Annotated in this window: 10 protein-coding genes; 8 read left to right on the top strand and 2 right to left on the bottom strand. The window is 56.2% G+C overall.

Translation table 11 applies throughout. The features are described from left to right. The first annotated feature begins 228 nt into the window (after positions 1-228). The 5 genes from LOC70_RS23260 to LOC70_RS23240 all read left to right on the top strand — a co-directional run bounded on the left by LOC70_RS23260 (position 229) and on the right by LOC70_RS23240 (position 9,088). Complete coding sequence (locus tag LOC70_RS23260) at positions 229-2,274, top strand: flagellin N-terminal helical domain-containing protein (RefSeq protein ID WP_230256451.1); 2,046 nt, start codon at positions 229-231, stop codon at positions 2,272-2,274. Positions 2,275-3,520: 1,246 nt separating this feature from the next. Then, complete coding sequence (locus tag LOC70_RS23255; RefSeq protein ID WP_230256450.1) at positions 3,521-5,584, top strand: flagellin N-terminal helical domain-containing protein; 2,064 nt, start codon at positions 3,521-3,523, stop codon at positions 5,582-5,584. 265 nt (positions 5,585-5,849) lie between these two features. Beyond that, the gene (locus tag LOC70_RS23250) at positions 5,850-6,350 is read left to right on the top strand and encodes a flagellar protein FliS (protein ID WP_306796967.1); all 501 of its coding nucleotides are present in this window, start codon (positions 5,850-5,852) and stop codon (positions 6,348-6,350) included. 131 nt (positions 6,351-6,481) lie between these two features. Beyond that, positions 6,482-7,510 carry an SDR family oxidoreductase gene (locus tag LOC70_RS23245; protein ID WP_230256448.1) on the top strand — a complete coding sequence of 343 codons (1,029 nt, stop codon included), beginning with the start codon at positions 6,482-6,484 and terminating at the stop codon, positions 7,508-7,510. A gap of 78 nt (positions 7,511-7,588) precedes the next feature. Continuing rightward, positions 7,589-9,088, top strand: coding sequence for a sulfatase (locus LOC70_RS23240; RefSeq protein WP_230256447.1), 1,500 nt, complete (start codon positions 7,589-7,591; stop codon positions 9,086-9,088). Positions 9,089-9,319: 231 nt separating this feature from the next. Here the strand turns inward: LOC70_RS23240 and LOC70_RS23235 are convergent, their stop codons facing one another. Beyond that, complete coding sequence (locus LOC70_RS23235) at positions 9,320-9,538, bottom strand: hypothetical protein (RefSeq protein WP_230256446.1); 219 nt, start codon at positions 9,536-9,538, stop codon at positions 9,320-9,322. A 354-nt stretch (positions 9,539-9,892) separates the two neighbouring features. Between LOC70_RS23235 and glpK the strand changes: the two genes are divergently transcribed. Together glpK and LOC70_RS23225 are read left to right on the top strand one after the other, a co-directional pair. Continuing rightward, positions 9,893-11,380, top strand: coding sequence for a glycerol kinase GlpK (gene glpK, locus LOC70_RS23230; protein WP_230256445.1), 1,488 nt, complete (start codon positions 9,893-9,895; stop codon positions 11,378-11,380). Positions 11,381-11,464: 84 nt separating this feature from the next. Continuing rightward, entirely contained in the window at positions 11,465-13,063 is a 1,599-nt protein-coding gene (locus LOC70_RS23225) for a glycerol-3-phosphate dehydrogenase/oxidase (RefSeq protein WP_230256444.1), read from the top strand. Positions 13,064-13,148: 85 nt separating this feature from the next. Here LOC70_RS23225 and LOC70_RS23220 read toward each other — a convergent pair whose 3' ends face one another. After that, positions 13,149-14,222, bottom strand: a complete 1,074-nt coding sequence (locus tag LOC70_RS23220) for a DUF1593 domain-containing protein (protein WP_230256443.1) — start codon at positions 14,220-14,222, stop codon at positions 13,149-13,151. Between the two features lie 244 nt (positions 14,223-14,466). On the opposite strand from LOC70_RS23220, the gene LOC70_RS23215 reads away from it, so the two are divergent. Further along, on the top strand, positions 14,467-15,561 hold the full coding sequence (locus tag LOC70_RS23215) for an isocitrate/isopropylmalate dehydrogenase family protein (RefSeq protein ID WP_230256442.1): 1,095 nt from the start codon (positions 14,467-14,469) through the stop codon (positions 15,559-15,561). Positions 15,562-15,570: the final 9 nt, after the last annotated feature.

Raw genomic sequence — 15,570 nt, 5'->3', positions numbered from 1 at the left:
TCCATGAGAAGGATCTCCGATTGTTCCGGTTGTGCCGAGGCGGGTGGGGCGAAAAGCGACGTGAGATTGGTTTTTGGGGTTGCAAAGACGTCACGCGCCCAAATCGCGTTCCATGGTTGAGGTGGACGTAATGCCGCGCGCCACACGTCCAGGGTCACCGTGTCGCTTCGGCCGTCCAATCGTTGACCCGTTTCACTCAACATCAACCCAACTTTTGGGAAAAATAAAATGACTCGGATTAACACCAACGTTTCTTCTTTGGTCGCTCAAAACCGTCTCCAAAGCAGCAACAATGACTTGCAACAGTCTTTGACTCGTTTGAGCACCGGTTTGCGAATCAACTCCGGCAGCGACGACCCCGCCGGTTTGCTGGCCAGCGAAGCACTTCGTAGCGAAATCACTGGTTTGACGAAATCGATCAGCAACACGCAACGTGCCAGCCAAATCATCAGCACCGCTGACAGTGCTCTGGGCCAAGTCAGCAACTTGCTCAACGACGTCCGTGGTTTGGTCGTCGAAGCAGCTAACTCGGGGGCGTTGAGCAAAGAAGAAATCGCCGCTAACCAGTTGCAGATTGACAGTTCGCTGGAAGCCATCAACCGGATCGCTCAAACGACGACCTTCCAAGGCCGTAAGTTGCTCGACGGTTCGCAAGACTTCGTCAGCACCATTGGCAGCGTGTCCAGCGTTTCGGACGTCTCGATCGACCAAGCCAACTTGGGCAAGACGGGACAAATCGATGTGGAAGTCGTCATCTCGTCGGCTGCTGAAAAGGCAAGTGCAACCGCAAGCGACGCCGGCTTCAGTGCTGCTGCTCAAGCGACTTCGACGACGGAAGCTTCGGTCAACACCTTCACCATCGGTGATGCGACGAACAACGTGACGATTGAAGGCCAATTCGACAGCGTTGTCATCGAAGACGGCGGTGGGGGTGCAACGACTGCTGCGTCCATCACGGACGGCGTCTTGACCATTACCGTGGACGATGCCGCGACTGTGACCGGTGCTGCCGTTGCAACGGTATTGAACGGTGTTACCGGAGTTTACGCAGAAGAAACTGGTACGCTTGCCGACGTCGATGCTGCCGCCGCGGCCGACGCGACCGCCATTGAAGGCGCTGGCTTGGCGATCACCGCCGCTGATGCAGGTGGTGACTACAACAATGTGTCCATCAACTATGTCGCGGGCACTGGCGCCACTACGACCGCCAGCTACGACGACGAGCAAAAGTCTCTGACCGTCACGATCGGAACTGGTGCAGGCGAGAACAGCTTGGCAACCATTGCTGCCGCCATCAACTCCGGCACCACTGAGTTCGACGCGGAAGTTGCAGACGGTTCGGGTTCGACTCCCGCCGCTGCCAAAGTCACCGAGTATGGCGAATTCACGCTGGACACGGACAATCTTCCTGCAGAAGCTTCGACCGGAAACACCGGTGGTGAAGTCCTGAACGCTGACTTGGTTTTCCAACTGAGCGGTTCCGACGGTGCAGAAACGTTCAACTTTGGTGCAGGAACAACCAAAGCTCAAATCGCAGCTGCTGTGAACTTGGTTTCGGACAGCACCGGTGTCGAAGCCGATTCGACGAGCGGCCTTGAGTTCACTTCGACCGGCTTCGGTAGCGACGCGTTGGTCGACATCGACGTGATTAGCGAAGGTGCTGGCGGCACGTTCAAGGGAAGCCTGGACAACACGCGATCAACCGGTGCTGACATCGTCGCCACCGTGAACGGTGTGGAAGCAAACGGAAGCGGCAACAGCCTGTCGATCAACACCAGCTCGCTGGACTTGAGCTTGACCGTCGACGACGGCAGCAGCACGAACTTCAGCTTCAGCATCACCGGTGGTGGAGCGACGTTCCAACTCGGTCCCGACGTGACCAGCACCCAACAAGCTAGCTTGGGTATCGGTAGCGTTTCGACCGGTCAACTGGGTGGTGCTTCGGGTCGTCTGTACGAACTGGGCAGCGGCCAAGCGAAGAGCCTGACCAACGACGTCGAAGGTGCTGCCAAGGTGATCGACGAAGTCATCGGCAAAGTGGTTGGACTCCGCGGTCGTTTGGGATCGTTCCAAAGCACGACGTTGGAAAGCAACTTGGTCTCGCTGAACGAAACCAAAGCCAACCTGCAAGAAGCTGAAAGCTCGATCCGTGACGCTGACTTCGCACAAGAATCGGCCAACCTGACTCGTGCTCAGATCCTGGTTCAATCTGGTACCAACGTGTTGTCGTTGGCCAACCAGAACCCACGAAACGTTTTGTCGCTGTTGGGTTAATCCAACCGATCACTCAGGCCGCCTGAATCGGGCGGCTTGAGAGAAACGAAATCGAAGGCAGATGCGAGCGAGAGCTTGTGTCTGCCTTTTTTCGTTTGGTGAGTGGGAGAGTCGACATGGTATTGATGTTGGTGACGATGGTTTGAGACTGGTCGAGGGAGGTTCGGCCGTATCGCGATCGCCCACGGAAGAGAGGTGCTCGGCCGTTTTGGTGTTGGACGCGGCGTTATGTGCCAACCGCGGCTAACGCCGTTCGGCTATGGGGTTGGTTGGGGGTAGTGAATTGGTTGGCGAGGCGGAGTCGGGTCGGGGTGCGCTCGTTTGGGAGTTGGAGGTGCTGTGAGACCTCCTAGCCGTTTTGGCGTTAGCCACGGTTCTTTGTGGCAACCGCGGCTAACGCCGTTCGGCTAAGGGGTTGGTTGGGTTGGTGAATTGGTTGGCGAGGCGGAGTGGAGCGGGGAGGCGCTCGTGTGGGAGTAGGAGGTGCTGAAGGACTTCTTAGCCGTTTTGGTGTAGGACGCGGCGTTATGTGCCAACCGCGGCTAATGCCGTTCGGCTATGGGGTTGGTTGGGTTGGTGAATTGGTTGGCGAGGCGGAGTCGGGTGGGGGTGCGCTCGTTTGGGAGTTGGCGGTCCTGCAGGACTTCCTAACCGTTTTGGCGTTCGCCACGGTTTTGTGCGTCAACCGCGGCTAACGCCGTTCGGCTACGGGTTTGGTTGGGGTGGTGAATTAGTTTGGCGGCGCGGAGTCGAATGGGGTTGCGCTCGTGTGGGTGTTGAAGGAACTCATAGCCGATTTGGCGTTGGCCACGGTTCTTTGCGTCAACCGCGGCTAACGCCGTTCGGCTACAGGGTTGGTTGGGGTGGTGAATTGGTTGGCGAGGCGGAGTCGGGTCGGGGTGCGCTCGTTTGGGAGTTGGAGGTGCTGTGAGACCTCTTAGCCGTTTTGGCGTTAGCCACGGTTCTTTGTGTCAACCGCGGCTAACGCCGATCGGCTACGGGTTTGGTTGGGGTGGTGAATTGGTTGGCGATTTGTGCTCGCATCTATGGGTTGCTGTTGCGTTGCGGGAACTTGCGTTCGGATTTTGCAACGTCGCCCCAGTGAATCTGTTGCTTTTACGCAACATTTTTCTCTCGCGTTGACTTTGCGTGCGGCATCTTAAGCTAGGCGATGCTCCGCATGGATCTTCCTCTCATGCGCATCGCTGTTTGACCGTATGTTTACTCGCCCTCTTGATGATGTCCCGTGACACGCATCAATACCAATGTCTCTTCCATGGTGGCTCAGAACCGCCTGAGAAGCAGCAACAACGATTTGCAAACTTCGTTGACAAGATTGTCGACGGGACTGCGAATCAATTCCGCCAGCGACGATTCCGCCGGGATCATCGCTCGGGACACGTTGCGCAGCGAGATCACGGGCCTGACGAAATCGATCAGCAACACGCAACGTGCCAGCCAAATCATTAGCACGGCTGATGCAGCCTTAGGAGAAGTTGGCAACCTGCTGAGCGAGGTCCGCGGTCTGATCGTCGAATCCGCAAACTCCGGTGCTTTGTCACCCGAGGAATTGGATGCAAATCAATTGCAGATTGATTCGTCTCTCGAAGCAATCAATCGAATTTCGCAGACGACCACCTTCCAAGGCCGAAAGTTGCTGGACGGTTCGCAGGAATTCACCAGCACGTTGAGCAACATTGAATCCGTGACTGATTCCAATATCCAACAGGCGAATCTTGGACGCACGTCTCGATTGGACGTCGAAGTCGTTGTTAAGAACGCCGCTGAACAAGCACAGATCACGATTGATGATGCGGCGTTCACAGCGAAAGACAACGCCTTCGTCGCGGGAGGTCTGTTCCATTTCGCCTCTCAACAAATTCGCGGGGAAGACCTCTGGATCAAGGGGCAAGACTACACTTCCATCGAGGTCATTGACACGCCGACCGTCAGCAACACAGGCACGGCTGACTACGATCCTGACACGCAAGTGTTGACGATCACGGGCAACTTCAGCGGCACCGGATTGGCAGGAACGGTCGCTGCCGACGCGACGGGAACGACCATCGACGCCGCCATCAGTGCGATCGATGGATTTACCGTCGAGCGTTTTGGTCTGCCCTCGGGCCCCAGCGTACCAACCGCAGCAGAAGTCGAGCTGGAGGAAGCTCAGATCATTGCTGGCGTCATCGCATCTGCAAACATTGCGGGTGAAGCGTACAACAATGTGATGATTGAATTTGACACGGGGAGCACACCCGGAGCGAATTACGACACGAACTCAAAGACACTGACCGTTACGATCGATGATTCGTCCACGACGACGGGTGAACAAGTCGTGACGCTGATCGAGAACGCAACGGTGGACGGCGAAGCCCCCGCGGAAGCGTTGTTCAGTGCAATCGAAAGCCCCAACATTGAATACAATCCCGATCGGATCATCGTTCCGCGAAGCACCGGTTTGACCGGCGGTGAAGTGCTTCAAGACGACCTTGTCTTTCAGCTCAGTGGGACCAACGGCGCCGAAACATTCTCCTTCAGCGCCAACACCAGCAAAGATCAGATCGCGGAAGCCGTGAACTTGGTTTCCGACACCACCGGAATCACCGCGGAAAACACGTCCGATGGTCTCGTCTTCCGAAGCATCGACTACGGCAGCGACGCCGTGATCAGTTTGGATGTGATCGATGAAGGCGGCAGCGGCACGTTTGAATCGAATTTGCAAACGCGACGCGATGTTGGGTCGGACGTTGTCGCGACGGTCAATGGAATTGAAGCCAACGCGAGCGGAAACAAACTTTCGATCAACACCGCCGCGCTCGATCTGTCGCTGACCGTTTCCGAAGGCAGCAGCACGAACTTCAATTTCACGATCACCGGCGGCGGGGTCAATTTCCAACTTGGCTCGCGGGTCCTTGGGGCACAGCAAGCCAACTTGTCGCTCAGCAGTGTATCCACCGGTCAGTTGGGTGGCTCCGCGGGACGGTTGTACGAACTCGGTACCGGGCAAGCAAAGAGCTTACGCAACGACGTCAATGGCGCTGCGAAAGTGATCGACCAAGTCATCGCTCAGGTGGCCAATGAACGTGGACGTTTGGGCGCTTTCCAAGCCACCACGCTGGAATCCAACCTATCCGCCCTGAATGAGACCAAAGCCAACTTACAAGAGGCAGAAAGCTCCATCAGCGACGCTTCCTTTGCCGATGAGTCCGCCCGTTTGACGAGAGCTCAAATTCTTGTGCAGTCAGGCACCAACGTTTTGTCGTTAGCGAACCAGAACCCACGAAATGTGCTGCAACTTCTGCAGTAAACCCATCCAACCATCGCGACCGGTGATCACAAACCGAACACTTCGCGTTGCATTCGCTGATTCCATGAAGTTTTAAACCCCTTTCGTCGATAAACCCAACCGCTGCGTGCTGTGTTTTCACTTCACGCTCGTTTCCATTCCCGCATACGGAAACCCGATGTACAACTCGGCAGATTCTTTCGTTCGCCCACCCATGACCTTCGTCGGTGACGGGAATGCCACTCCAGAACCAACTCCACCGTCGGGCAACGAAGCAGAAGCTTCTTTGCCACGTCCAGGTGCACCTGGTAGCCTCAGCGAGGGCATGGAGAACTTCGGCCGTCGTCGTGGTGACGCTTATTTGGAGGCCATGGTGCAGACCGCTTCACCGGCCAAGTTGCGTTTGATGTTGATCGAACGCTCGGTGGAAGTTTCACGCCACCTGGCGGATCTTTGGAAGCAGCAACCCGGAAAACGCGGAACCAACGAGTATTCTTTGAAGCTGTTGGAAATTTTGTCGGAACTACTTTCAGGGGTGACCGACAATTCCGTGGAAGTCTGCCGAACCGTCGCGGATCTCTATGTCTTCCTCTGCCAGCACCTGATCGAAGCCGAAAAAACTGGCGACGCGTCGATGATCGACGAAATCCGTTTGGTCCTGGAAACCGAAGCAGAAACATGGCGGATGGTTTGCGCTCGCGAGGGCGGTGAGCAACAATCCGCCAAACAACGTGCTGCGAATATTCTCGGCGACGGTGGCAGTGGCGGATTGAACCTGCAAGGCTGATCGCCAGACGACCGCAATTTCTGCGACGCACCAAAGGTATTGGCCGTCAAGCATGGCGCGTCAAATCATGGATGGATCTGGCGTAGAATTTCGCAGGGACATCGCACCTCTTATTCTGCTGATCGATTCTAATGTTGACGCTTCTTGATCAAGCTTTCGACCGTTTGTCCGAGAGCAAGTGTTTGGTCACCGGTGCCGCCGGATTCATCGGCTCACAAATGGTCGAGCAGTTACTGAAGACCGGAGCCGAGGTGGTGGCTCTCGATAACCTCAGCACCGGCTTCCTGAAGAACCTGACACCGTTCTTGGAAGGCCCTGACCACGAACGCTTGCACTTCATCGGTGGGGATGCAGCCGATCGCGAATGTGTTGAGAAGGCGGTGGAAGGCGTGGATCACATTTTCCACTTCGCCGCCATGGCCAGCGTGCCCCGTAGTATGCGTGAGCCCGGTTTGTGTCATGAGTGGACAACGACCAGCACCGTGGAATTGCTGACGGCCGGTGCGGCAGCCGGAGTCAAGCGGTTTGTGCTGTCGTCAACCAGCGCGATCTATGGCAATTCGCCTTACGTTTCAAAGCGAGAAGACGACACGCCCGCCCCCCTGTCTCCCTACGCAGCCGCGAAATTGTCGTCGGAGAACTATTGCCAAGTCTTCCACCGCGAATTTTCAATCGAGCCAGTCGTGCTGCGGTATTTCAACGTCTTTGGTCCGCGACAAGATCCCAAGAGCGAGTACAGCGCGGTCATTCCTCGTTTCGTTTCGATGATCTTGAAAGGGGAACGTCCCGTTATCTACGGCGATGGCCAGCAATCCCGAGACTTCGTCTATGTTCGAGATGTTGCCAACGCGAATATGTTGGCGGCGACGGTTCCGGGTATCTCCGGCGGTGTCTTCAACGTTGGACGCGGCGAACGCACGACCTTGCTTGAATTGCTGGACACGCTCCGTAATTTGCTTCATGGCGATATTCAGCCGATTCATGATCCGCCGCGAGCCGGTGATGTGCGGGACTCGCTCGCCGACATCAACCAAATTCGTTCCCGGATGGGTTTCGAGCCCACGGTGGGTATGACGGAAGGTTTGCGGGAAAGCATCGAATACTATCGCGGTATCTGCTCGACCAACAACAAGCCCACCGACAGCAAGTCTGACGAGTGAGTGTGCCGGCGGTTGGCTGATCGCTTAAGATGAGGCACCCACCTGATGTGTCTCGCCTCGATCTGCACAGCCGCTGCCATGTTCCATCCTTCTAATTTCCCGAAACGTCTCGCTGCGTTTTGCCTCCTGGCGATGACCGCCGCGATCTCGGGTGGACGGCTTCCGGCGGAGCAGCCAAACAATGGGACCTCGACCGAGCGGTTGAATGTCCTATTCATCATTTCGGATGATCTGACTTCGACGGCGCTATCATGTTATGGCAATGAGGTTTGCCAGACGCCGAACATCGATTCGTTGGCCGCCGAAGGCACACGGTTCACCCGAGCGTATTGCCAAGCCACCTATTGTGGTCCCTCGCGAGCGTCGTTTCTTTCCGGTTATTACCCTCATGCGACGGAAGTTTTCAGTTACGTCAGTCCACGGTCCAAGATTGGAGACCGTTGGACGTGGCCGCAGTGCTTTCGTGAACAGGGATACGAAACGACGCGGGTGAGCAAGATCTTCCACATGGGCGTGCCCGGCGGCATCCAGGAAGGTGGCGATGGACGCAACCATAATCAGGGCAATGGAGCCGACGATCCTGTCTCGTGGACACATCGTTTCAACTCACCCGGTCCCGAGTGGAAAGCTCCGGGTGAAGGTGAGACGCTCGAGAGCAATCCGGATGGGAAACGACCGGTTGTAGGAGGCAACACGTTCGTCGTGGTCGAAGCCGAGGGGGATGACTTGGTTCACTCCGATGGCAAAACAGCCGACAAAGCCGTTCAGTTGATCAACCAACAACACGATCAACCGTTTTGGCTCGGCATTGGGTTTGTACGACCGCACGTGCCGTTTGTTGCCCCCGCGAAATATTTCGAACCGTACAAGCCCTATCGGAACCAGCAACTCCCTGAACGATTGGACAATGATTGGGACGACATCCCCAAGCTAGGTATCAACTACAAAACCAGTCTGAACATGCAGATGGATCTGCGAAAACAACGCAAGGCGTTGGGTGCCTACTATGCGTCAGTCGCGTTCATCGATGCCCAAGTCGGCAAGGTGATGGCGGCTTTGAAAGCATCTGGTCAGGACAAGAACACGATCGTGATCTTCACCAGCGACCATGGTTACCATCTTGGTGAGCATGACTTTTGGGCAAAGGTTTCGCTCCGTGATGAGTCCGCTCAGGTTCCATTGATCATTCGTGTACCAGGACAACAGCCCGCGGTATGCCACAGTTTTGTCGAACTGCTGGATCTGTATCCAACAACCGCGAAGTTGTGTGGTCTGGACGTTCCGGCCAATGTGCAAGGGCGCGACATCACCTCGCTCCTAAAGGATCCGGAAGCGTCCGTCCGAGACGAAGCCTTTTGTGTCGCTCCCATGCGAAAGGGATTTTTAATTCGCACGGACCGTTGGGCTTATCTGCAATACCGTGAGGACGGGTCGGGTGGCGCCGAGCTGTTTGACATGCGTGAGGACCCGAAGCAATTTCACAATCTGATTGATTCGCCGGAACACGCGGATGTGGTTCGCGAAATGCAAGCTCGATTGCACGCAAAGTTGGCGGCCGTTCGAGATAACGATCTATAAGATCCGACGACCGTAACCGGTCGGCTCGCGCCGATCCGCTAATAGTAGGTCAGGTCCCACCTGACAACCGCGCATCTACGGGTAACAACACACGGAATGGCATCCCTTCAAGTCGCGACGCTACATGCTTCCTCACCGGTTGGCTCGCGCCGAGCCGCTAATAGTAGGTCAGGCTCCGCCTGACGACCACGCACCTAAACGTCCAACGCAATACCGACCGATTTCGTTGCTTCACTCGGCGTCTTCGCGATACACCAACTTGGCGTTGACCATGCCGCAAGTCTCGCAATGGGCCGCGATGCGTTTGCCGACAGACGCCGCGCCGAACCGAATTCCGCCAACGTCCCACACGGACTGTTCTCGATGGCATTGCGGGCAGTGAATCATCCATCGCTGCGAGGAAGCTCGAACGCGAACAAACCACGAGGGTGGTAACACGGATTCTGCCATCTGCTGAATTCTCGACATCGGATCACCTCCGTCCAAGCGTGAATGACTGCATCGCCTGACTTCAGTCTAGCGAAAACGGAAGGTCGCTGAGCGAAGAATGCGAGAAGTCCGGCGGATCTTTTCGATGCCGACGCGGCGAACCAGCGGGGATCTCGCAACACACGGATGAGTCCATGCGACCCAATGCGTTCCTTTGGGCGGATCCTCTGTTGGCATGGCCATTGCTCCCAAACCGCGTTCGCCGCAAAGCAAGTGGCGTGTCGCCTGCGTTGTCCCGCGAGCACCGATAGAATGCGAGCAGCGACGACTGAGTCGTCCGCTCCAACATGAATGCACCGTCGACGGAGAAGAACAGTGAAGGCGATATTGGCACTGGATCAAGGCACCACAAGTTCACGAGCCATCTTGTTTGGCCACGACGGATCGATCTTAGGGACCTCGCAGAAGGAGTTCACGCAACACTACCCGGCGGCTGGTTGGGTGGAACATGACGCCGAGGAGATCTGGAAGACACAGTTGTCGGTGGCGCAGCAAGTCTTGAGCGATCACGGGATGTCCGCGGCTGACGTTCACGCGATTGGCATCACGAACCAACGAGAGACGACATTGGTTTGGGACCGGCAGACCGGAAGGCCGATCCATCACGCCATCGTTTGGCAGGATCGCCGGACTGCATCGATTTGTGACACACTTCGAGACGCCGGGCACGCGGATGCCGTTCAACAGAAAACGGGACTGATCATCGATTCGTATTTCTGTGCCACCAAACTGCAGTGGCTGCTGCATCATGTTCCGAACGCTCGCGAAAAAGCCGACGCTGGTGAACTGGCATTTGGCACCATCGACAGTTGGCTGTTCTGGAATTTGACCGGTGGTCGTTTGCACGCGACAGACGTCACCAATGCGTCTCGAACCATGCTTTGGAATATCCACACGGGCGATTGGGACGAAGAGTTGTTGCAATTGTTCAACATCCCACGCGAGGTGTTGCCTGAAGTGCATCCCAGCAGTCACGTGTTTGGCGAAACCGACACGTCTTTGTTTGGTGAGCCAATCACTTTAGGCGGTGCAGCCGGCGATCAGCAGTCAGCACTCTTTGGCCAAAACTGCACTCAGCCGGGCATGGCAAAGAACACCTACGGAACCGGCTGTTTCATGCTGATGAACATCGGCGAGGAAGCCAAACCGTCACCGTCGCGACTGCTCACCACGGTGGCTTGCTGGAACGGCGAACGCCGTGCGTATGCCTACGAAGGCAGCATCTTCATTGCCGGTGCCATCGTGCAATGGCTGCGTGACGGGCTGGGCATCATTCAATCTTCCTCCGAAGTTGAGTCTTTGGCCTCGACTGTCGACGACACGGACGGCGTTTACTTGGTTCCCGCGTTCGCGGGACTGGGGGCACCTCACTGGGATTCGTACGCGCGAGGCATTTTGGTGGGACTGACTCGAGGCACAACGAAAGCACACATTGCACGCGCGGCGCTTGAAGGAATCGCTTTTCAGGTCGCCGACGTTCTGGATGCAATGCGAAACGACTCCGGGGTGGCCATCGAAGAACTTCGAGTAGACGGTGGCGCCGCTGCGAACGATCTGTTGATGCAGTTCCAGGCCGACATCATTGGCACTCGCGTCGTCCGTCCCAAGGTGATTGAAACCACGGCGGCCGGTGCCGCTTACGTCGCTGGACTCGCCACTGGATTTTGGAAGGACACCCAAGAGATCGAATCCATCTGGGAAACCGATCGCGTCTTCGAGCCCAAGATGTCCTCTGCGGAAGCCAAGAAGCGACGAGCACGCTGGGCACAGGCGTTGGAACGATCCAAGCAATGGGCTGAATGAACGGTCAGTCGGCGGAAAGTTTTAGAACACTTGCACTCATCAACTTCACCCACAATTGTTGAAACCGCAAAGCGCGAATAAATCATGCATCGAGACACGAACCGTCAGCGAGTCGAACAACGCACGGAGCCTTGGGACATCGTCGTCATAGGCGGCGGGGCAACCGGTGTCGCCATTGCCATGGATGCGGCCAGTCGTGGATTGGACTGTTTGCTACTCGAGCAAGCAGATTTTGGCAAAGGTACATCCAGTCGCAGCACAAAGCTGGTCCATGGTGGTGTGCGTTATTTGCAACAAGGCAACATCACACTCGTGCGAGACGCGCTTCGTGAACGAACGCTTCTTCGTAACAATGCGCCACAATTGGTTCACGACATGCCGTTTTTGATCCCATGCCGGTCAACTTGGGAGCGGTTGTATTACTCCACCGGGTTGAAGGTTTACGACTTCCTCGCAACTGGAAACCGTTTTGGACGCTCACACGCTGTATCGGAATCGGAAACTCTCCAACGCGTCTCCACGATCCAACGTGAGAAAACCAGCGGCGGTGTGATCTATCACGACGGCCAGTTCGACGACACTCGATTGCTGATCAGCATGGCAAGAACCGCTGATGAGCAAGGAGCTTGCTTGCTGAACTACTTTGGCGTGACCAATTTACTAAAGAACAACGCCGGCGAAATCAACGGCGTGGTAGCTGTGGATTCAGAAACCAACACCGAGCACACCATCCACGCGCATCGCGTGGTCAATGCGGCGGGCCCGTTCTGCGATGCGGTGCGTGAAATGGACGAACCGCAGGCGGAGAAAATGTTGGCGGCCAGCCAAGGAGTCCACATTGTTCTTCCGCGACGATTCTTCCCCGGCGACATTGCAATGATCGTCCCCAAGACGTCGGACGGAAGAGTCTTGTTCATCATCCCATGGCACAACCACGCGGTCGTTGGCACAACCGACACTGCCATCGACGAGGTCTCACTCGAACCGCGTCCACAATCGCAAGAGATTGAATTTCTGCTGGCGACCGCGAAGGAATATTTGGTGGAATCCCCGACGCGAGAAGATGTGCTCAGCGTCTTCACCGGCATTCGTCCCTTGGTCAAAGGCGATAAGTCCTCGCGAACTGCGTCATTGTCGCGCGACCACACCATTCGCATATCGGATTCGGGTTTGATCACCATCACCGGCGGGAAATGGACCACCGTGCGAAAAATGGCAGAAGACTGCGTCGACAAGACACTCGCGTCAACGAAAGGATCGGCAATCGCAACCCAACCCAAACCCTGCCAAACCGAAACGCTGCGTTTGCATGGCTACGATGCGAATTCCGGTTCCAAGAACACGGTCGCGGGAAGTGGCCGCGGACACTATGGATCCGACTTGCGAGAACTCAAGCAACTTGAAGCCGAAAAGCCGGAATGGTCACAGCCGATGACGAAAGAGCTGTCCATCACTCCCGGCGAAGTCATCTGGGCCGTGCGTCACGAGATGGCGCGCACGGTGGAAGACGTACTTGCACGAAGGACCCGATGTCTGTTTCTCAACACAGCCGCATCAAAACGAATTGCCCCGGCGGTGGCCGAGCTGATTCGGCATGAATTGCAACTTGATGAAACGTGGGTCCAACAACAAGTCACGGCCTTCGAAGAGCTTTCGAAGGCTTATGAAATCCCCATCGAATGAGAGCTTTAGGCAACACGATTTTTCGCCGCCCGTTTGAGATCAGCCTACGCGGCGGACACGATGTGTTGCATCGATCGTCTCGCGTTCAATCATCCGCCGCATCCTTCGCTGGCAAACACCATCGCATTCGTTTGGCGAAGTCGGCTTGGAAGTCCCCTCGCCAGCGGCTCACCGATTTTCGCGGGTCGTTGTCCACCGTTGCGGGAACATCGAAGTACCAGCCATCGGGCTGTTTCTCAAAGATTCCGCCCCATCCGGGACGCGTTGGATCATCAGGATCGTTGCCGCCCATCGGCAGGAAGAAGAACCAGGACGGTGTGTCGCCTTCCTTCATGCATCCATGAGGATTGGGTGCGGTCCAAGTCTTCATCGGATACAGCTCGCCAAGTGGCCCCATCGCTCGGACGTTTTCATCAATCCATACGCGACTGGTCAAACTCTCGTCTCCGGTCAAATACATGCCGCGAAAATTCGCGAGACGTTTGTCTTGTCCGCGAGCCGCTCGACTGAGGATGTAATGCATGCCGGGGAATTCAGTTCGCATCCAATCTGCGATTCCGTCTTGGTCAGCGATGTCGTAGACACGAAACTTGCGAACAAAATCAGCCAGTCCCTTTGAACCGCGATCGTGTCGAACTCGGAACAACGACTGTGCAAGATCGGTTTGCCCGCCCCAGACGCAAACATTGAGAGGATCTGCCTGGCTACCCGAATCGATGCATCGAATCAGATGAGCGGATCCTTCCGTGTCATGCCCGACGCCGATGTGTTCGCGTTCTCGGTAAGGATTTCCAGAACGAACCACCGATCGCAAATGCTGTGCGGTCGGCCAGCCTTCCGCATGACCCAATAGATTCGGCCGAACAATCTCATACCGCTGGATCACGTCCAGAATCAGATCGGCTCGTGTGACCGACTCCTTCAATTCGCCACGCGTACCGGATGCCGAGGCGATGAACGCTTCGATCTCGAACTCGTTGCTGTAGACCATCAGTCGAACAAGCGATTGCGTGTCGTCTGGGTCACCACCGATGTCCGTCAGCACAGCCAACCGAGGTCTTTCGTTCTGCGCAGCGAGCTCGCCATGTTCGCACGCCCAAAGCATCAAGCCAAACACGACAACAACCAATTCTCGTAGGGACGGCCAGTTTGGATTCATCGCAATGTATGGAAATGGAGGTGATGCAAAACGGACGGGAGATTCGATCTCATGAACATCGAGTGTATAGAGCGAACGCGTCAAATGTCGCCCGGCCACTGTCGAAACGCGCAGGCTTGTGCTGTAATGTTCGCCACTGAAGGCAAACGACGGCACGTGACTCACCCACGGACGCCAAGCAGCTTACCTCATCCGCTTTCAAGATTTTGCAACTGTTCCGCCGCTTCTCCATCTCTCACAAAACATGACTCAATCTTTCCACTTGGTCGTCCTTGGGGGCGATGGCATCGGTCCCGAAGTCTGCGACCAATCCGTCCGGTTGCTGAAAACGATTCAGCCCCATTTGGATGGTGTCGAGTTCAATCTGGATCCGCACAGCGTTGGCGTGGGCGAGTATCAACGCAGTGGCGAAGCACTGCCCCAGTCCACGTTTGATGCATGCTTGGCCAGCGACGCGGTTTTGCTCGGTGCCATGGGACTTCCCAACGTTCGGTATCCCAATGGAAAAGAGATCGCCCCTCAACTAGATCTTCGCGAACGTTTGCAATTGTACGGCGGAGTCCGCCCCATTCGATTGTTTCACGAGGACGACACGCCTCTTAAAGCACATGGTGCTGGCGACATTGACTTTGTCTTGGTTCGCGAAAGCACGGAAGGTTTGTTCTACGGCCGGGATGCTGTCGCGGACTTGGAAGCCGACGAAGCCACCAACCTGCTGCGGATCACGCGAACCGCTTCGGAACGAGTTTGCCGGTTGGCGTTCGAGACCGCGCGTCGTCGCGACGGGAAGAAGAAAGTCTCGTTGATCGACAAAGCCAACGTGCTTTCGTCCATGGTCTACTTCCGTCACGTGTTTGATGAAGTGGCGAAAGATTTCCCCGACATCGAAGCCGAACACATTTACGTCGATGCCGCGGCGTTGTTCCTGGTCCGGCGTCCTCAGGATTTTGACGTTTTGGTCACCGAGAACATGTTCGGTGACATCCTCTCGGACTTGGCGGCGGGCTTGGTTGGTGGGATGGGAATGGCTCCTTCCGGCGACATCGGCGACAAAGCGGCGGTGTTCCAGCCTTCGCACGGGTCCGCTCCGGATATCGCGGGACAATCCATCGCCAACCCAATCGCGATGCATCTTTCAACGGCGATGATGTTGGAATGGCTGGATCACCCGGAGACACGTCGTGCAGCCGATGCGCTCAACACGGCGATCGCGGACGTGCTGTCAGATCCAACGCAACGCACCGCCGACATGGGTGGCAAACTGTCGACGGTCGCCATCACTGACCAAATCGCGGACCGTTTGAACTATCACCTGCAAGCCGAATCAACCTCGGTTTGAATCGCTGAT

Source organism: Rhodopirellula halodulae, assembly GCF_020966775.1.
In the GTDB taxonomy this organism is placed as follows: Bacteria; Planctomycetota; Planctomycetia; order Pirellulales; family Pirellulaceae; genus Rhodopirellula; species Rhodopirellula halodulae.
The sequence above is the reverse complement of the archived record's forward strand: the minus strand, read 5'-3'. Positions and strand labels throughout refer to the sequence as shown.